A 17,861-nucleotide genomic window follows, 5' to 3' on the forward strand; every position below is an offset into this window, starting at 1 on the left:
ACTCAAAGAAGGCGCCGCGTGTCCAGCGCGCGGGCCAGCGGGGCCGGCAGCGGCAGGGGCTCGCCATGCCAGTGCGCGGCCAGCAGCTCGGCGCACAGGGCGGCAAAGCTCAGGCCGCGCGAACCCAGGGCCGTGCAGACCCAGGCGCCTTGAGGCTGCAATGGGTCGAGCGGGCCGACCAGCGGACGCCGATCGCCGGAAGCGCAGCGCACGCCGGCCCAGGCCTGGGTGGCGCCGCGCGCCTGCTCCGCCGACAGGATTTCGGCCGCCGTGGCGTGCAGCTGCGCCACGCGCTCCAGGTTGGCCTGGGTATCGGCCTCGCGCAGCCCGGTGTCGCGGCTGTCGCGGTCGTAGGTGGCGCCGGCCAGCCACAAGGGGCCCTGGTCGTCGGGCACGCCGGCGATGAGATGCCCGTCGCCGTTGATGGGATGCGGCGGCAGGCCGCTGCTGGCCACATGGCCGAACAGTACCTGTCCGCGCACCGCCTGCAGCGGCAGCGCCGGTGCGAAATCGCGACTGTCGAAGCCGGCGGCGAGCACCAGCCGGTCGGCCTGGAGCAGGGTGCGTCCCTGGGCATCGACGGCCTGCCATTGGCGGTTCGGCAGTTGTTCGATGCCCGCCACCCGGCAATCTGTCAGCAGGCGAATGCCGGGTTGGGCCAGCCAGGCGCCTATCAGTCGTCGCGGGCGCACCCACGCCGCCCGCGGATGCCACAGCGCGGTGGCATCCTCATCGAGCCCCGCCACGCGCAGTTGCTCCGCGCTGGCATGCCACGACTCGTTGGGCCCCTGCGCAGACCAGCCGGACGGCAGCCGCGCCGTGCCGGCGTCGCGCCGCTCCAGCGCGCCGCTGGCAGCCCAGTCCTTGTCTTCCTCCAGCAGTTGCACCAGCTGCTGCCAAGTGGCACGGATGCCGGCACGGGTCAGGCGCGACAGCTGGGCGTCGTCCGGCGAGACGTGCGGTGCCAACAGGCCCACCGGCAGGGCCGAGGCGCCGGCGGCGGGATGCAGTGCGGCGTCGAGCACCGTCACCTGCCAGCCGCGGCGCGCCAGGCTGGCGGCCACGGCGGCGCCTGCCAGTCCGGCGCCGATGACCATGCAAGTGCCGGCTTGTGCCACTTGTTCGGGCGGCGCCGGCGGTCGCCGAACGCGCCACGGCGGCTCGTACAGGGCGCCCAGGCAGTCGCGCTTGGGCGGCAGGCCGGGCAGCAGTTGCGCCTGCCAGCCGCATTGCGCCAGGCCGTCGCGCAGTGCCCGCGCCACCGACCAGGTCGAAAGGCGGGCGCCGCGACGCGCCAGGCGCGTCACGCCCTTGAGCGTGTCCAGCGACCACAAGTCCGGGTTGCGCTCCGGGCTGAAGCCGTCCAGGAAGATGCTGTCGGCCTCGAACAGGCGCTGCGTGCGCAGCATGGGGCGGACGTCGCCGATGCACAGCGTGAGCAGCACCCGCCCTTCGTCAAAGGCCAGGCGATGAAAGCCCGGCAGCAGGCCGTGCCACTGGCCGGCCAGTTCCTGCGCCAGCGCTGCCAGCTCGGGGTAGGCGCCGGCGGCGTGCAAGAGGTCTTCCCGCGACACCGGAAAAGCCTCGATCGAAACGAAATGCAGCAGCCCCGGCCGCGCTGGATCCGCGCGCCAGGCCTGCCAGCTTGTCAGGAAATTGAGGCCCAGCCCAAAGCCGGTTTCGAGAATCCGCCATTGCGGCTGGCCGAACCAGGCCTGCGGGAGGCCGCAGCCGCCCAGAAAAACGTGGCGCGCCTGGAGAAGCGCGCCGGTCTCGGAGTGATAGATGTCCTGGAAGCGCGCGCTGTGCGGCACGCCGTCGGCGCGCCATTCAACCGGCTCACCCGTGGGCACGGGGTTTCAGTTCGTGGGAGGCACGTAGCCCTGGGCCACGTCGGCGCCTTCGCCGAAGAAGTGCTTCTCCATCTGGCGCGCCAGGTACTGGCGGGCGCGCTGGTCGGCCAGGTTCAGCCGGTTTTCATTGACCAGCATGGTCTGCTGCTTGAGCCAGGCGGCCCAGGCCTCCTTGCTGACGTTTTCCCAGAGGCGCTTGCCGAGTTCGCCGGGGTAGGGCGGAAAGTCGAGTCCCTCGGCCTCGCGGCCGAGCTTGATGCATTGAACCATGCGTGCCATGGGGTGCCTGCCTTGCTTGAAATGTTCGTGTGGGTGGGGACTTAGAACTTGTCCGCAAATAGTCGGGGTCGGCTGGCGGTCGATTTGTGCGCATGACGGCGTTGCAAATCCTCGCCATAGCTTCGGCTATGTCTCCGGTTTGCGCCTTGTCCTGCACCCAAATCGCCTCGCCATCCTCCGCCCGCCCATTTGCGGACAAGTTCTTAGCTGATTTGGCTATGAAGAACTGAGAACTCGGTAGTTCTCCTTTTCTTATGCCGAATCAAGAATTCAAGACTTCATCGTTATGCATTTCTTGAGCAGAAACACCATGAGCCTTCGCCGCGACTTTATCAAGCTTTCCCTGGGTGCCGCACTGGGCGCCGGTATGGCCCTGACGGCATTGCCGTCGCTGGCCCAGACGGTGCAACTGCTGAACGTCTCCTACGACCCGACGCGCGAGCTGTATGCCGACTACAACCAGGCCTTCGCCAAGTACTGGAAGGCCAAGACCGGCCAGGCAGTGAGCGTCAAGCAGTCGCACGGCGGCTCGGGCAAGCAGGCCCGCTCCATCATCGACGGGCTGGAGGCCGATGTCGCCACCCTGGCGCTGGCCGGCGACACCGACGCCCTGGTCAAGCACGGCGGCCTGGTCAAGGCCGATTGGCAAAAGCGGCTGCCGCACAACTCGGCGCCCTACAGCTCGACCATCGTGTTCCTGGTGAAGAAGGGCAACCCCAAGGGCCTGAAGGACTGGGACGACCTCAGCAAGCCGGGCGTGCAGGTGATCACGCCCAACCCCAAGACCTCCGGCGGCGCGCGCTGGAACTACCTGGCGGCCTGGGAATTCGGCAAGCGCAAGTACGGCGGCGAGGCCGGCGCCAAGGACTACGTGGCCAAGCTGTTTGCCAATGTGCCGGTACTGGACACCGGGGCGCGCGGCGCCACCAACACTTTCGTGCAGCGCGGCGTGGGCGATGTGCTGCTGGCCTGGGAGAACGAGGCCTTCCTGGCGCAAAAGGAATTCGGCGCCGACAAGTTCGAGATCGTCGCGCCCTCGGTCAGCATCCTGGCCGAGCCGACGGTGACGGTGGTCGACAAGGTGGTGGACAAGAAGGGCACGCGCGCCGTGGCCGAGGAATACCTGAAGTACCTGTACTCGGACGAAGGGCAGGAGATCGCCGGGCGCCACTACTACCGCCCGACCTCGGACAAGGCGAAGGCGAAGTACGAGAAGCAGTTCCCCAAGCTTCAGCTTTTCACCATCGACCAGGCCTTCGGCGGCTGGGCGGCGGCCGACAAGGCGCACTTTGCCGACGGCGGCTCCTTCGACCAGATCTACGCCAAGGGCAAGTAGGCCATGACGACGACGAGCGGCAACACCGTTCTGCTGATCGCCGGCAGCCCCTCGGCGCCCTCGCGCTCGACGGCCTTGCTGGAGGCCGCCGGGACCCGGCTGGCGCTGCGCGGCGCGCGCATCGAGCGCATCGCGGTACGCGACCTGCCGGCGCAGGCCCTGTTGTCGGCCGATGTCTCGCATCCGGCCCTGCAGCGCGCCGCCGACCAGCTGGCGCAGGCGAGGGCGGTGGTGGTGGCCACGCCGGTCTACAAGGCGGCCTACAGCGGCATCCTGAAGGCTTTCCTGGACCTGCTGCCGCAGTCGGCGCTCAAGGCCAAGACCGTGCTGCCGCTGGCCAGCGGCGGCAGCCCGCACCACATGCTGGCGCTGGACTATGCGCTGCGGCCGGTGCTGCAGTCCCTGGCGGCGCGGCAGATCCTGGCAGGGGTCTACGCCACCGACGCGCAGGTCACCCTGACGCCCGAAGGTGCCTACCAGCTGCAGCCTGAGCTGGCGCAGCGCCTGGACGACAGCGTTCAGACCCTGGCCATCGAGGCCCTGCAACTGCCCAACCTGCACGCCTTCGAGCCGGTGCCCTTCTCCCAGGTGCGATGTAGCGCCTGAGGCCTTCGCCCCGGCCGCATGCGCGGCTGGCGGCACCGCTTTTCTTCTCCCCCGCAACTTGACTGTTCGCTGCGCTTCACGCGCAGCGCGGGGAAGCGCACGTCTCGACAACTCACATCTCGATGAAGGAATTCCACATGACCCACAACGTTTCGACCCAACGCCGCCGACTCATCCAGGCCGCTGCCGCGGCCGGCCTGGCCCTGCCCGCGATCGCGAGCCTGGCCCAGGCGCCGGCGGCCAACAGGCTGCTGCGCATCGGCCATCAGAAGGGCTACCTGAGCGTGCTCAAGGGCCGCGGCACCCTGGAAAAGCGCCTGGCGCCGCTGGGTGTGTCGATCAAGTGGACCGAGTTCACGGCAGGCCCGGTGCAGCTGGAAGCGCTCAACGTCGGCTCCATCGACTTCGGCGACGTGGGCGAGGCGCCGCCCATCTTTGCCCAGGCGGCCGGCGCGCCGCTGGCCTACGTGGCGGCGACCGTGCCGCGCCCGCAGACCGAGGCGGTGCTGGTGCCCAAGGCCTCGGCGATCCGCTCGGTGGCCGATCTCAAGGGCAGGAAGGTGGCGCTCAACAAGGGCAGCAACGTCCACTACTTCCTGGTGAAGCTGCTGGAGAAGCACGGTCTCGCCTATGGCGACGTGCAGGCCGTGTTCCTGCCGCCGGCCGATGCGCGCGCCGCCTTCGAGAAGAACGCGATCGACGCCTGGGTCATCTGGGACCCGTTCCGCGCCTCCGCCGAACTGGCGCTGGACGCGCGCCTCCTGGCCGACGCGCGCGACGTGGTCAACAACCGCGGCTACTACTTCTCGTCGCTGCCTTATGCGCAGAAGAACCAGGACGTGATCAAGCTCTTGATCGAGGAAATCAACCAGCTGGACCAGTGGGGCGCCGCGCACAAGAGCGACCTGGCGGCGGAGCTGGCGCAGGTGTGGGGCCTGCCGCGCGCGGTGGGCGAGGCGGCGGTCAGCCGTACCGCCTTCGGCGTGGGTCCGATCACCAAGGCGATCCTGGCCGAGCAGCAGCAGATTGCCGACACCTTCCTCGCGCTGAAGCTGATCCCAAAAAAGATCAACGTGCTCGAGGCCGCCGCGGCCGGCATTGCCTGAGGGGCGGGCGATGCAAGCGATCGATCTTCGCCAGCGCATCGCCGAGGTGATGCGCACCACCGCCAGCGCCTGGGGCCTTGGCGCACGGCCCCGTCCGCCGCTCCTTCTTTTCGCCGTCTGAACAAACACAGAGTCATCGAAGCATGCAGATCTTCTGGTTCCTTCCCACCCACGGCGACAGCCGCTACCTCGGCACCGCCGAAGGCGCGCGTCCCGTCGATCTCGACTACCTCCGACAGATTGCCGGCGCCGCCGACAGCCTGGGCTACGAGGGTGTCCTCATCCCCACTGGCCGCTCCTGCGAAGACCCGTGGGTGATCGCGTCGAGCCTGATCGGCGCGACGCGCCAGCTCAAGTTTCTGGTCGCGGTGCGGCCCGGCTTGCACCAGCCCGGCCTGGCCGCGCGCATGGCGGCCACCTTCGACCGGCTCTCGGGCGGGCGCCTGCTGGTCAATCTCGTGACCGGCGGCGACCAGGCCGAGCTGGAGGGCGATGGCGTGTTCCTGGATCACGCCGCGCGCTATGAGCAGTCGGCCGAGTTCATCCGCATCTGGCGCGAGATCATCGCGCGCAGCCACCGCGGCGAGAGCTTCGACTTCGATGGCAAGCACCTTCGCGTGAAGGGCGCGCGCCTTCTTTTCCCGAGCGTGCAGCAGCCCTATCCGCCCGTGTGGTTCGGCGGCTCTTCGCCCGCCGCGCATGAGCTTGCGGCTGATCAGGTCGATGCCTACCTGAGCTGGGGCGAGCCGCCGCTGGAGGTGGCGCGCAAGCTGGCCGACGTGCGCGAGCGCGCGGCGCAGCGCGGGCGCAAGCTGAAGTTCGGCATCCGCCTGCACGTGATCGTGCGCGAGACCGAAGAGGCCGCCTGGCAGGCGGCCGACGCGCTGATCAGCCGCGTCGACGATGCCACCGTGGTGCGTGCCCAGGCCGCCTTTGCCCGCATGGATTCCGAAGGCCAGCGGCGCATGGCGGCGCTGCATGCGGGCGGCGCCAGGCGCGACCGCGCCGGGCTGGAGATCAGTCCCAACCTGTGGGCCGGCGTCGGCTTGGTGCGCGGCGGCGCCGGCACCGCGCTGGTGGGCGATCCGAAGACGGTGGCGGCGCGCATCGAGGAGTACGCGGCGCTGGGCATCGAGCACTTCATCTTCTCGGGCTATCCGCACCTGGAAGAGGCCTATCGATTTGCCGAGCTGGTGTTTCCGCTGCTGCCGCGCGGTGTGCGCGAGCGCTTGTCCGGCGGCACGCAGACCGGGCCGTTCGGCGAGGTGGTCGCCAATCTGGACGCGCCCTCGCGGCTGGCGTCGCAAAGCTGAAGGAAGACGTCATGAGCGAATTGAGCGAACAACTTCAAACCTTGCCCGTGGTGCCGGGCTCACCCCCAGCCTTTCCGGCCCTGCGCGCCTTCGCCAAAGGCGTGGCCCGGCGCCTGGTGCCGTGGCTGGTGCCGGTGGGGCTGGTGGCCCTGTGGCAGATCGCGTCGTCGGCCGGCTGGCTGTCGACACGGGTGCTGCCGGCACCGCTGGACGTGCTGCGCGCGGCCTGGACGCTGGCGCTCTCGGGCGAGCTGTGGACGCACCTGAAGATCAGCGCCGGCCGTGCGCTGCTGGGCCTGGCCATCGGTGGCGGCGCCGGCCTGGCGCTGGGCCTTCTGACCGGCTCGGTGCGCTTCTTCGAGACCCTGCTCGATTCCACCGTGCAGATGGTGCGCAACGTGCCGGCGCTGGCGCTGATCCCGCTGGTGATCCTGTGGTTCGGCATCGAGGAGACGGCCAAGCTGTTCCTGATCTCGGTGTCGGTGTTCTTTCCGATCTACCTCAACACCTTCCACGGCATCCGCAACGTCGATCCGCAGCTGATCGAGATGGGGCGCAGCTACGGCCTCTCGCGCTGGCAGCTCTACCAGGAGGTGATCCTGCCCGGCGCCATGTCGTCCATCCTGGTGGGTCTGCGCTTTTCGCTGGGGCTCATGTGGGTGATCCTGATCGTGGCCGAGACCATCTCGGCGCAGTCGGGCATCGGCTACCTGACGATGAACGCGCGCGAGTTCTTGCGCACGGACGTGGTGCTGGTGGGCATCCTGCTCTATGCGCTGCTCGGCAAGCTGGCCGACATCTTTGCCCGCACATTGGAACGCGGCTGGTTGCGCTGGCATCCGGGCTACCAGGGGAGGGGCGCATGAGCGCCGCCCGGCCGCCCGAAGGCGCTCGCACCGCAGCCCGCCAGGGCGAAGGTAGTCCAATGAGCACCGATACCCAACAGGCAGGCGTGCGCCTGCAAGCCAAGGCCTTGAGCAAACGCTATGGGCAGCGCGAAGTGCTGCGCCATCTGCAGCTGTCCATCGAGCCCGGCCAGTTCATCGCCATCGTGGGCCGCAGCGGCTGCGGCAAGAGCACCTTGCTGCGCCTGGTGGCCGGCCTGGAGGATGCCAGCGAAGGCCAGTTGCTGGCCGACGGCCAGCCCATCGGTGGCCTGCGCGAGGAGGTGCGCATCATGTTCCAGGAAGCGCGCCTCCTGCCCTGGCGCCGCGTGCTGGACAACGTGACCCTGGGCCTGCCCAAGCAGGCGCGGCCGCGCGGCGAGGAGGTGCTGGCGCAGGTCGGCCTGGCCGAGCGCCAGGGCGAATGGCCGTCGCGTCTTTCGGGCGGCCAGCGCCAGCGCGTGGCCCTGGCGCGTGCGCTGGTGCATCACCCACGCCTGTTGCTGCTGGACGAGCCGCTGGGCGCGCTGGATGCGCTGACTCGCATCGAGATGCATCGCCTGATCGAGTCGCTGTGGCAGCGGCACCGCTTCACCGCCTTGCTGGTCACGCACGACGTGCAGGAGGCGGTGGCGCTGGCCGACCGCGTGATCCTGATCGAGGACGGCCGCATCGCGCTGGACGAAGCCATCACGCTGGCGCGGCCGCGCTCGCAGGGCGACCCGGCCTTCGCCGCGCTGGAAAAACGCATCCTCGATCGCGTGCTGCAAAAGCCCGATGCGCCCGATGCGTCCTTGGGGCCAGATCCCCGGTGGCTCGAACCACAAGCCCATGCGTTGCGCTGGGCCGTCTGAAGCTGCCCAGCACCTTTTTCTTTTTCTATCAACTCACTTCAAGGAATCCCAAGATGTCCATTCAAGCCATCAACGTGCGCAACCAGTTCAAGGGCCGCGTGCGCGAAATCCTTCGTGGCGACGTGGTATCCGAGGTCGATGTGGAAACGCCCTGGGGCGTGGTCACCTCGGTCATCACCACCCGTTCGGTGGACGAGCTGCAACTGCGTGTCGGCTCCGAAGTGGTGGCCTTCGTCAAGTCGACCGAGGTTTCCATCGCCAAGCTCTGATACCGCGTGGCCGACGCTCCATTGCAAACCGGCCTACCATCGACTCCAAACACCTGCCTGGTGTCTGGAGGATCGGATGTCGGTTTTCGATGTGAGCGAGATCGTTCAAGCGCTGCACGGGGTGCGCAACGAGTGGCGCGATTCGCAGAACCGTTCGCGCGAGCCGGTCAGCCGCGAGCTGCCGTCGCGCGAATCATTGGCGCAGATCGTGGAGCAGCTCAAGGGCGCGCTCTTTCCCATGCGGCTGGGGCCGCCGGACCTGCGCCACGAGAGCGAGGACTTCTACGTCGGCCACACGCTGCACTCGGCGCTGCAGGCGCTGCTGGTGCAGGCGCGGCTGGAGCTTTCCTACGTGGCACGCCATGGGGCGAGCGATCCGTCCGCGATCGATGCGCAGGCGCTGCAGGCCGTCCGCGACTTCGCCGCACAGCTGCCGGCCATCCGCCGCCTGCTCGACAGTGACGTGCTGGCCGCCTACCAGGGCGATCCGGCCGCGACCAGCGTCGACGAGGTGCTGCTTTGCTATCCGGGCGTGCTGGCGCTGATTCATCACCGCGTCGCGCACAAGCTCTACAAGCTGGGGCTGCCGCTGTTGGCGCGCATGGTGACCGAGCTGGCGCACAGCCAGACCGGCATCGACATCCACCCCGGTGCGCAGATCGATGCCGGCTTTTTCATGGACCACGGCACCGGCGTGGTGATCGGCGAAACCGCGGTGATCGGCAAGCGGGTGCGCCTGTACCAGGCCGTGACCCTGGGCGCCAAGCGCTTCCCGACCGACCACGACGGCAATCCGCAAAAGGGCCTGCCGCGCCACCCGATCGTGGAGGACGACGTGGTCATCTATGCCGGGGCGACCATCCTGGGGCGCGTCACCATCGGGCGCGGCGCCACCATCGGTGGCAATGTGTGGATCACGGCCGATGTGCCGCCGGGGGCCAGCGTCACGCAGGCCAGCTTGCAGAATGCGCGGCCGGTGCCCTGAGAAGCTGTGAGCGAAGAGCTTCTCCCCTTAAACCCAACCCACGGAGCTTTCCCATGAGTCAGATCAAGATCGCTGTCCTCGTCGGCAGCCTGCGCAAGGATTCGTTCAACCGCAAGCTGGCCCTGGCGCTGGCGCAGCTGGCGCCGCCGGACGTGACCTTCGAGCATGTGCGCATCGACGACCTGCCGCTCTATGACCAGGACCAGGACGGCAACCAGGCGCCCTCGGTGCGCCGCATCAAGGGCGAGATCGCGGCCGCGCAGGGCGTGCTGTTCGTCACCCCCGAATACAACCGCTCCATTCCAGGTGTGCTGAAGAACGCCATCGACAACGCTTCGCGCCCCTATGGCCATAGCGCCTTCGCCGGAAAGCCGGCCGGCGTGATCGGCATCTCGGTGGGCGCCGTCGGCACCGCCATCGCGCAGCAGCACCTGCGCAACGTGCTGGGCTACCTCGACATGCCCACCCTGGGCCAGCCAGAAGCCTTCATCCAGAACAAGGAAGGCCTGATCGACGACAAGGGCCATGTCACGGTGGAATCGACCCGTGAATTTCTCAAGGGCTGGGTCGAGAAGTACGTGGCTTGGGTGAGAACCAATAGCAAGTAAAGGCGATAAGCCGGACACCTTGCGGGTGCCGGCTACTTGTGCCGCCTGGCGGCGGGGAATCAGGCGACCGCTACCGCGCTGCCCTGATTGGCCGCTTCGGTGGCGGCGCGGCGGATGTCGCCGGCCGCGGCTTCCAGTGCCTGGGCCTTCTGCTGGTCGCCCATCGCCAGGCCTTCGGCGCGCACGAAGCGCACGTCGGTGATGCCGAAGAAGCCGAACACCACCTGCAGGTAGCTCTCCTGGTGCTCGGCCGCCTGGCCGGCTTCGCTGGTGGAGTAGATGCCGCCGCGGGTGGACACCACGATCACCGCCTTGCCGGTGGCCAGGCCCGTCGGGCCCTTCTCGGTGTACTTGAAGGTGCGGCCGGGCTGCGCCAGGCGGTCGATCCAGGCCTTGAGCTGGCTGGGGATCGAGAAGTTGTACAGGGGCGCGCCCACCACGATCACGTCGGCGGCGAGAAACTGGCTCACCAGTTGCTCGGACACCGCGTTCTCGCGCTTTTGCACGTCCGTCAGCGGCGTGCCTTCGGGCAGGCGAAAGCCCAGCGAGTCCGCGTCGAAGTGACTGGGCGCGGCGACGGCCAGGTCGAGGTACTCGACTTCGGTGCCCGGATGGGTGGCGACCCAGTCGGCCACGGCGTTGGCCGTCAGGCGGCGGGACACCGAATTGGCACCCAGGACACTGGAATCAACGTGCAGCAGCTTCATGACGAACTCTCTTTCTTCCATTGGGGCCGGCGACATGTCGGCATGGAGAGAAGTCTATTTATGAGTCGAGTACTTGATAAGTCGGCAAATTTGGCTTAGATTGTTCCAAAATTAGGACAATAGAGCTGGAGGGACGACAAGATGCAAGACCTCAACGACATGGTCTATTTCGCCGAGGTGGCGGAGCGGGGCGGCTTTGCCGCTGCCGGCCGGGCGCTGGGGATTCCCAAGTCACGCCTGTCGCGCCGCGTGGCGGACCTGGAGGCACAGCTGGGCGTGCAGCTTCTGCAGCGCAGCACCCGCAGCCTGTCGCTGACGCCGGCCGGAGAGCTGTATTTGCGCCACTGCACCGCCATGCGAGACGCCGCCCAGGCAGCCGCCGAGGCCGTGGCCCAAGTGCAGACCGAGCCGCGCGGCACCATCCGCATCAGCTGCCCCGTGACCCTGGCGCAAGGCAGCGTGGGCCCGCTGCTGCCGATCTTCATGCAGCGCTACCCGGCAGTGCGGGTCGAGATGATGGTGCTCAACCGGCCCGTTGATCCGGTGGAGGAGGGCGTGGACATCGCCCTGCGCGTGCGCCCGGTGATCGAGGACAGTGCCACGCTGGTGGCCAAGAGCTTCGGCCCGAGCGCCGGCCTGCTGGTGATCAAGCCGGACTTGCTCAAGCGCCAGGGCCCAGTGCGCACGCCCTTCGACCTGGAGCGGCTCGACACCGTGGCCATGTCCGCCGCCGGCGACGGTCGCGCCAGCCTGCGGCTGGAAGGCCCGCAGGGCGTGCAGCACGTACTGACCCATGCGCCGCGCTATCTGGCGGACGACCTGGCAACGCTGCATTTCGCGGTGCTGGCAGGCACCGGCGCCGGCGTGCTGCCTGACTACCTGGTGCGTGCCGACATCCGCGACGGCCGGCTGGTGGAGGTTTTGCCGGGCTGGGGCCCGGCGCCCGGCATCTGCCACGCGGTGTTCCCGCAGCGCCGCGCCCTGGTGCCGGCGGTGCGCAAGTTGATCGATTTCCTGGCGGACAACCTGAGCGGCTCGGAGCCGCACGACTACTCGATCTGATGAAGCGGCGGCCCCGCGCTACCAGGCTGCGGGCGGCTTGCGCAGCAGCACGATGCGGCCTTCGCGCTGGGCGACGTAGCCGCCGGCCGTCAGCTCCTTCATCACCCGGTTCACCATCTCGCGCGAGGAGCCGACGCGGTCGGCGATGTCCTGCTGGGTCAGCTTGCGGCGCAGCATGCGCTCTTCGCCGGTGACGGGGTCCGACAGGTCGGTGAGCAGGCGCACCACCCGGCTGTAGACGTCCTGCAGCGCCAGGCTGCGCACCTGCTCGGTCAGGCGCCGGACCATGCCGATCAGCTTGCGCATGAGGTGCAGGGCGAAATCGGGGTACTCGGCCAGAAAGGCGTGCAGCTCGGCGCCTTGCACCACCCGGCAGGTGCAGGGCTCGAGCGCCTTGACGGAGGCCGAGCGGCGCTCGCCGTCGATCGACAGCTCGCCGAAGTACTCGCCCGGGCCGTACTCGGTCAGCACCACCTCGCGGCCTTCCTCGGAGCTGGCATAGGCCTTCACCCGGCCGGACAGAACGACGTAGAGCGAATCGGTGCTGTCGCCTTCGTTGATCAGGATGGCGTTGGCCGGAAAGCTGCGAATCTGGCCGCGCAGGGCCACGGCATCGAACAGGGGCTGGGGCAGGCGGTTGTCGCCATCATCGGCGGCGGGGGTGGCGGGGGTCATTCGGGAAAAACCGCTGGCAGATGGGTTGGGTGGCAAGTGTGAACTATGTCACTACCTGGCGGCGCAATGCTGACTCGAATGCGGCGCCCCATCGGCCTAGATTGCGCCATGGTCCCGATCGCCCTCATTCGCCACTGGTTCCTGCTGCTGCTTCTGGTGGTGCTGACCGGCTGCGCCGGCCTGCCGCAAGGGGTGCAGCGCGCGCATTCGCGGGCCTTGGGCGAGGTGGCCGAGACCCGGCTGGCCGCCGTGGCCGCGGCTTCGCTGGGCCAGGGGCAGGGCCAACAGGAAGAGGGCGCCGAGCCGCGCTCCGGCCTGCGCCTGCTGCCGGCCGGCGACCAGGCGCTGGAGGCGCGCATCGCGCTCGTGCGCATGGCGCAAAAGAGCGTGGATGCGCAGTACTACCAGATCGCCGATGACGCCTCGGGCCGCCAGTTCCTGCGCGAGCTGCGCGAGGCCGGCGCGCGCGGCGTGCGGGTGCGCCTCCTGGTGGATGACCTCTATGCCGGTGGCGAGGATGCGCTCTTGGCCGGCCTGGCTGCACAGCCGGGCGTGCAGGTGCGCCTGTTCAATCCGCTGCCGGCGCGGGGTGGCAGCGCGGCCGGCCGCGCTCTGCTGTCGCTGCACCACTTCGAGCGGGTCAACCGGCGCATGCACAACAAGCTGCTGCTGGCCGACAACAGCTTTGCCATCAGCGGCGGGCGCAACATCGCCGACGCCTATTTCGAACGCAGTGGCGGGCCGGCCAACTTCATCGACATGGACCTGCTCACGGCCGGCCCGGTGGTGGCGCAGATGTCGGCGGTGTTCGACGACTACTGGAACAGCGAGCAGGCCTATCCGGTGCAAAGCCTGGCCGCGCACGACGCCCAGGGCGAGCCGGCACGGCTGGCCTTCGACGCGCGGGTGCGCGAGCAGGGCGCGGCGATCGAGTTGCCGGCGGACGACCTGGACGAACTGGGTCAGGTCCCGATTGGCGTCCAGTTGCGCCGCGGCCGGGTCGCGCTGGCCATGGCGGCGGTGCGCGTGTCGGCCGACCCGCCGCACAAGGTGGCACCGACCGCTGCCGAAGGCCGCGAGGACGGGCCGGTCATGCGGGCCAACCTGGCCCTGCTGCAAGACGCGCGCAGCGAAGTGTTCGTGGCCTCGCCGTACTTCGTGCCCGGCGAACGCGGCCTGCAGACCTTGCGCCAGGCCACCGCGGCCCAGGTGCGGGTGTCGCTCATGACCAACTCGCTGGCCACGACCGACGAGCCACTGGCGCATTTCGGCTACGCCCGCTACCGCCAGGCCCTGCTCGACATGGGCGTGGCGCTGTACGAACTGATGCCGCAGCAGGCGACCCGGGAGCCCCGCGAGTCCCAGGCGCGGGAGTCGGCCGGGAGCACGGGCAGCGCCTCGCTGGGCCGCTTGCACGCCAAGCTGGCGGTGGTGGACGGGCGCTGGCTGTCGGTCGGCTCGATGAACATGGATCGCCGCTCGGCCCACTCAAATACCGAGATGGCCTTGATCATCGACAGCCCGGCATTGGCCGGCCAGGTGCTGGCCCTGTTGCAGGCCGAGCGCCTGCCCTTCAGCTACCAGGTGCGCAACGGCGGCGGCGAAGGTGCCCGGGGCCTGCAATGGGTGTGGCAGGACGGCGACAGGGAAACGGTGCTGGCACGGGAACCGGCGCTCAACTGGGGCCGGCGCCTGCGCCTGTCGATGCTCTCGATGGTGGTGGACGAGGAACTGCTTTAGGGCCCATGAAACAGCGTTAAGCCAATTTCGCTGTTCCCTTATGTGGATTTGCCCATATTCAAACAAGTAGATATTCGTTTGTTATCCGTGGCGCTCTTCGCACAATCGGCCGCTCCGAACACCCGAAGAGCCACTTGAGCCGCTTGCAGACCATCTTCGTACCCGATTGGCACGGCGCCGGCCCCGGCCACTGGCAACGCCTGTGGGCGGACCAGCAGCCGGATGCCCTGCGCCTGGTGCGCGAGGACGAAACCGTGCCGCGCCGCGATGACTGGCTGGCCGCTCTGGAAGCCCTGGTGCTCTCCAGCGACGCCCCGGTGCTGCTGGTGGCCCACGGCCTGGGCTGCATCGCGGTGGCGCACCTGCCGGCGGCGGCGGCGGCACGCATCCATGGCGCCCTTCTGGTGGCGCCGTCCGACCCGGAGCGGCGCGCCCAGCTCTCCAGCTTTGCCCCCGTGCCGTACGCGCCGCTGCCTTACCGCAGCGTGCTGGTGGCCAGCAGCAACGACCCGGCCTGCCCTGTGCGCCTGGCCGGTGCCTATGGCCGCGCCTGGGGCAGCGAGTTCGTCCGGATGCAGAATGCCGGGCACGTCGACACCGACTCGGGCCACGGAGCCTGGCCGCTGGGCCAGGCGCTGTTCCAGTCCTTCACCCAAGACACCCCGGGGGAGGCGCCTTCGAGCGCAACAGCGCCCCGGGCTTCCTCTTTCATTGCAGAACCATCGGCTCACCCATGACCACCAGAACCAGAAAAATCCTCGCTGCCTTGGCGCTGGCCTCGACGGCCTTCGCACTGCCAGCCTTTGCCCAGGGCAACAGCCTGTTGAACGTGTCGTACGACGTGGCGCGCGAGTTCTACAAGGACTACAACGCCGCCTTCGTAGCGCATTACAAGAAGGCCACCGGCAAGGACGTGAAGGTCGACCAGTCGCACGCCGGCTCCAGCGCCCAGGCGCGTGCCGTGGCCGACGGCCTGGAAGCGGACGTGGTGACGATGAACACCACCACCGACATCGAGTTCCTGGCCGACAAGGGCGTGGTGGCCAAGGACTGGGCCAAGAAGTTCCCGGACAACGCGGCGCCCACCACCTCGACCATGCTGTTCCTGGTGCGCAACGGCAATCCCAAGGGCATCAAGGATTGGGACGACCTGATCAAGCCCGGCGTGCAGGTGGTGGTGGTCAACCCCAAGACCGGCGGCAACGGCCGCTACGCCTACCTGGCGGCGTGGGGCTACGTGAAGAAGAAGGGCGGCAGCGACGCCCAGGCCGCCGAATTCGTCGGCAAGCTGTTCAAGAACGTGCCGATCCTGGCGCGTGGCGGGCGTGACGCGACTGCCGCCTTCTTGCAGCGCAATATCGGCGACGTGCTGATCACCTTCGAATCGGAAGTGGTCTCCATCGACCGCGAGTTCGGCGCCGGCAAGGTGGATTCGGTCTACCCCTCGATCAGCATCCTGGCCGAGAACCCGGTGGCGGTGGTGGAGCGCACCACGGCCAAGAAGGGCACCGGCGAGCTGGCCAAGGCCTACCTCGATTACCTGTACTCGGATGAAGGCCAGGAAATCGCCGCCAAGCACGCGCTGCGCCCGCGCTCGCAAGCCGTGCTGAAGAAGCACGCCGCCACCTTCAAGCCGGTGCAACTCTTCACCGTGCAGGAACTGTTCGGCAGCCTGGGCGACGCGCAGAAGGTGCACTTCAACGACGGCGGCCAGTTCGACAAGCTCTACACGCCGGGCGGCAAGTAAAGCGCAGTGATGAGTGCTTCGACTTCACCGGCGCTGCCAGTTCAACCGGCAGCGCCGGTTTTGCGTGGTGGGCCCGGCCGCAACGGCAAGGGCGGCGCCAAGCGCGTGCTGCCCGGCTTCGGCCTGACCCTGGGCTACGCGCTGTTCTACCTTTGCCTGATCGTGCTGATCCCGCTGTCGGCGCTGGTCTTCAAGACCTTTTCGCTGACCTGGGACCAGTTCTGGACGGCCGTCAGCTCGCCACGCGTGATGGCTTCCTATCGCCTGACCTTTGGCGCCTCGCTGCTGGCGGCGCTGGTCAACCTGTTCGGCGGCCTGCTGGTCGCCTGGGTGCTGGTGCGCTACCACTTCCCGGGCAAGCGCATCGTCGATGCGCTGGTGGACCTGCCCTTTGCGCTGCCCACCGCGGTGGCCGGCATTTCGCTGACCGCGCTGCTGGCGGGCAACGGCTGGGTGGGCCAGTTCCTGGAGCCGCTGGGCATCAAGCTGGCCTTCACGCCGGCCGGCGTGGTGATCGCCCTCATCTTCATCGGCCTGCCTTTCGTGGTGCGCACGGTGCAGCCGGTGCTGGAAGATACCGAAAAGGAACTGGAAGAAGCCGCCACCTCGCTGGGCGCCACGCGCTGGCAGACCTTCTGGCGGGTGATCCTGCCGGCCATCATGCCGGCGCTCCTGACCGGCTTTGCCATGGCCTTTGCCCGCGCGATCGGTGAATACGGCTCGGTGATCTTCATCGCCGGCAACATGCCGATGGTGTCCGAGATCACGCCGCTGATCATCATCGGCAAGCTGGAGCAATACGACTTTGCCGGCGCCACCGCGGTGGCGCTGGTGATGCTGATCATTTCCTTCGTCATGCTGCTGGTCATCAACGGCCTGCAGGGCTGGCAGCGCAAGCGCTCGGGGGGCTCGTCATGAGCGGGGCGACTTCGATGCGCGGCAACGTGCGCCGCGCCCAGGCCGGCACCACCGAATCGCCGCTGGTGCGCTGGCTGCTGATCGGCCTGGCGCTGGCCTTCATGGGTTTGTTCCTGGTGCTGCCACTGGCGGCAGTGGCGACCGAGGCCTTGCGCAAGGGCCTGGACGCCTACCTGGAAGCGCTCAAGGAGCCCGACGCCTGGAGTGCGATCTGGCTGACACTGCTCGTCGCGGCGATCTCGGTGCCGCTGAACCTGGTGTTCGGCGTGGCCGCGGCCTGGGCCATCGCCAAGTTCGAGTTCCGCGGCAAGGCGATCCTGACCACGCTGGTCGACCTGCCCTTCGCGGTGTCGCCGGTGGTGGCGGGCCTGATCTACGTGCTGGTGTTCGGCGCGCAAGGCTGGTTCGGCCCCTGGCTGCAGGCTCACGACATCAAGATCATCTTTGCCGTGCCGGGCATCGTGCTGGCCACCGTGTTCGTGACCTTCCCCTTCATCGCGCGCGAGCTCATTCCGCTGATGCAGGCCCAGGGCACCGACGAGGAGCAGGCCGCCATCGTGCTGGGCGCCACCGGCTGGCAGACCTTCTGGCGCGTGACCTTGCCCAACATCAAGTGGGGCCTGTTGTACGGCGTGATCCTGTGCAATGCGCGGGCCATGGGCGAGTTCGGCGCGGTGTCGGTGGTGTCCGGCCACATCCGCGGCCAGACCAACACCATGCCGCTGCATGTGGAAGTGCTCTACAACGAGTACCAGTCGGTCGCGGCCTTTGCCGTGGCCTCGCTGCTGGCCATCCTGGCGCTGGTCACGCTGGTGATCAAGTCGGTGATCGAGTGGCGCCACGAGCGCGAGATGAAGGCCCTGGCCGACCTGCCGCCGGAGCGTCCGCAGCAGGACGCGAGCGTGGCTTGAGAGGAACA

19 protein-coding genes are annotated in these 17,861 nt (G+C 68.4%); 15 read left to right on the forward strand and 4 right to left on the reverse strand.

The genetic code is table 11. The features are described from left to right. Positions 1-2 precede the first annotated feature (2 nt). Both mnmC and ACIPRI_RS13120 read right to left on the reverse strand, forming a co-directional pair. The gene (gene mnmC / locus ACIPRI_RS13115; protein WP_446621891.1) at positions 3-1,853 is read right to left on the reverse strand and encodes an FAD-dependent 5-carboxymethylaminomethyl-2-thiouridine(34) oxidoreductase MnmC; all 1,851 of its coding nucleotides are present in this window, start codon (positions 1,851-1,853) and stop codon (positions 3-5) included. 6 nt (positions 1,854-1,859) lie between these two features. Then, positions 1,860-2,132, reverse strand: a complete 273-nt coding sequence (locus tag ACIPRI_RS13120; RefSeq protein WP_446621892.1) for an oxidative damage protection protein — start codon at positions 2,130-2,132, stop codon at positions 1,860-1,862. Between the two features lie 310 nt (positions 2,133-2,442). Between ACIPRI_RS13120 and ACIPRI_RS13125 the strand changes: the two genes are divergently transcribed. The 9 genes from ACIPRI_RS13125 (at position 2,443) to ACIPRI_RS13165 (ending at position 10,093) form a co-directional block, all read left to right on the forward strand. Continuing rightward, a complete protein-coding gene (locus tag ACIPRI_RS13125; RefSeq protein WP_446621893.1) occupies positions 2,443-3,468 on the forward strand; it encodes a sulfate ABC transporter substrate-binding protein in 1,026 nt (341 codons plus the stop codon). A 3-nt stretch (positions 3,469-3,471) separates the two neighbouring features. Continuing rightward, positions 3,472-4,074, forward strand: coding sequence for an NADPH-dependent FMN reductase (gene ssuE, locus ACIPRI_RS13130; RefSeq protein WP_446621894.1), 603 nt, complete (start codon positions 3,472-3,474; stop codon positions 4,072-4,074). Between the two features lie 137 nt (positions 4,075-4,211). Further along, positions 4,212-5,180, forward strand: coding sequence for a sulfonate ABC transporter substrate-binding protein (locus ACIPRI_RS13135; protein WP_446621895.1), 969 nt, complete (start codon positions 4,212-4,214; stop codon positions 5,178-5,180). A 143-nt stretch (positions 5,181-5,323) separates the two neighbouring features. Then, the gene (ssuD, locus tag ACIPRI_RS13140) at positions 5,324-6,493 is read left to right on the forward strand and encodes an FMNH2-dependent alkanesulfonate monooxygenase (protein ID WP_446621896.1); all 1,170 of its coding nucleotides are present in this window, start codon (positions 5,324-5,326) and stop codon (positions 6,491-6,493) included. A gap of 20 nt (positions 6,494-6,513) precedes the next feature. Further along, positions 6,514-7,359 (forward strand): aliphatic sulfonate ABC transporter permease SsuC, encoded by an 846-nt coding sequence (gene ssuC, locus ACIPRI_RS13145; RefSeq protein ID WP_446622098.1) that lies wholly within the window; start codon positions 6,514-6,516, stop codon positions 7,357-7,359. A 59-nt stretch (positions 7,360-7,418) separates the two neighbouring features. After that, complete coding sequence (locus ACIPRI_RS13150; RefSeq protein ID WP_446621897.1) at positions 7,419-8,231, forward strand: ATP-binding cassette domain-containing protein; 813 nt, start codon at positions 7,419-7,421, stop codon at positions 8,229-8,231. Between the two features lie 53 nt (positions 8,232-8,284). Next, positions 8,285-8,500, forward strand: a complete 216-nt coding sequence (locus ACIPRI_RS13155; protein ID WP_446621898.1) for a TOBE domain-containing protein — start codon at positions 8,285-8,287, stop codon at positions 8,498-8,500. Between the two features lie 76 nt (positions 8,501-8,576). Beyond that, positions 8,577-9,485, forward strand: a complete 909-nt coding sequence (gene epsC / locus ACIPRI_RS13160) for a serine O-acetyltransferase EpsC (RefSeq protein ID WP_446621899.1) — start codon at positions 8,577-8,579, stop codon at positions 9,483-9,485. 53 nt (positions 9,486-9,538) lie between these two features. After that, complete coding sequence (locus ACIPRI_RS13165; RefSeq protein WP_446621900.1) at positions 9,539-10,093, forward strand: NADPH-dependent FMN reductase; 555 nt, start codon at positions 9,539-9,541, stop codon at positions 10,091-10,093. A gap of 59 nt (positions 10,094-10,152) precedes the next feature. Here ACIPRI_RS13165 and ACIPRI_RS13170 read toward each other — a convergent pair whose 3' ends face one another. Further along, entirely contained in the window at positions 10,153-10,800 is a 648-nt protein-coding gene (locus tag ACIPRI_RS13170) for an FMN-dependent NADH-azoreductase (protein WP_446621901.1), read from the reverse strand. Between the two features lie 141 nt (positions 10,801-10,941). Here ACIPRI_RS13170 and ACIPRI_RS13175 point away from each other — a divergent pair, with 141 nt between their 5' ends. Then, on the forward strand, positions 10,942-11,862 hold the full coding sequence (locus ACIPRI_RS13175; protein WP_446621902.1) for a LysR family transcriptional regulator: 921 nt from the start codon (positions 10,942-10,944) through the stop codon (positions 11,860-11,862). A gap of 18 nt (positions 11,863-11,880) precedes the next feature. Here the strand turns inward: ACIPRI_RS13175 and ACIPRI_RS13180 are convergent, their stop codons facing one another. Then, positions 11,881-12,537, reverse strand: a complete 657-nt coding sequence (locus ACIPRI_RS13180) for a Crp/Fnr family transcriptional regulator (protein ID WP_446621903.1) — start codon at positions 12,535-12,537, stop codon at positions 11,881-11,883. A gap of 108 nt (positions 12,538-12,645) precedes the next feature. Between ACIPRI_RS13180 and ACIPRI_RS13185 the strand changes: the two genes are divergently transcribed. The 5 genes from ACIPRI_RS13185 to cysW all read left to right on the forward strand — a co-directional run bounded on the left by ACIPRI_RS13185 (position 12,646) and on the right by cysW (position 17,853). Beyond that, positions 12,646-14,277, forward strand: a complete 1,632-nt coding sequence (locus ACIPRI_RS13185) for a phospholipase D-like domain-containing protein (protein ID WP_446621904.1) — start codon at positions 12,646-12,648, stop codon at positions 14,275-14,277. Positions 14,278-14,411: 134 nt separating this feature from the next. Further along, positions 14,412-15,014: an RBBP9/YdeN family alpha/beta hydrolase gene (locus ACIPRI_RS13190; protein WP_446621905.1), complete on the forward strand. Its 603-nt coding sequence runs from the start codon at positions 14,412-14,414 to the stop codon at positions 15,012-15,014. Continuing rightward, positions 15,011-16,024, forward strand: coding sequence for a sulfate ABC transporter substrate-binding protein (locus ACIPRI_RS13195; RefSeq protein ID WP_446621906.1), 1,014 nt, complete (start codon positions 15,011-15,013; stop codon positions 16,022-16,024). Before ACIPRI_RS13190 ends, ACIPRI_RS13195 begins: the two co-directional genes overlap by 4 nt. Positions 16,025-16,033: 9 nt before the next feature. Next, positions 16,034-16,942, forward strand: a complete 909-nt coding sequence (gene cysT / locus ACIPRI_RS13200; RefSeq protein ID WP_446621907.1) for a sulfate ABC transporter permease subunit CysT — start codon at positions 16,034-16,036, stop codon at positions 16,940-16,942. A 14-nt stretch (positions 16,943-16,956) separates the two neighbouring features. Further along, positions 16,957-17,853, forward strand: coding sequence for a sulfate ABC transporter permease subunit CysW (cysW, locus tag ACIPRI_RS13205; protein WP_446622099.1), 897 nt, complete (start codon positions 16,957-16,959; stop codon positions 17,851-17,853). Positions 17,854-17,861: the final 8 nt, after the last annotated feature.

It is taken from the genome of Variovorax sp. LARHSF232 (genome assembly GCF_052871435.1).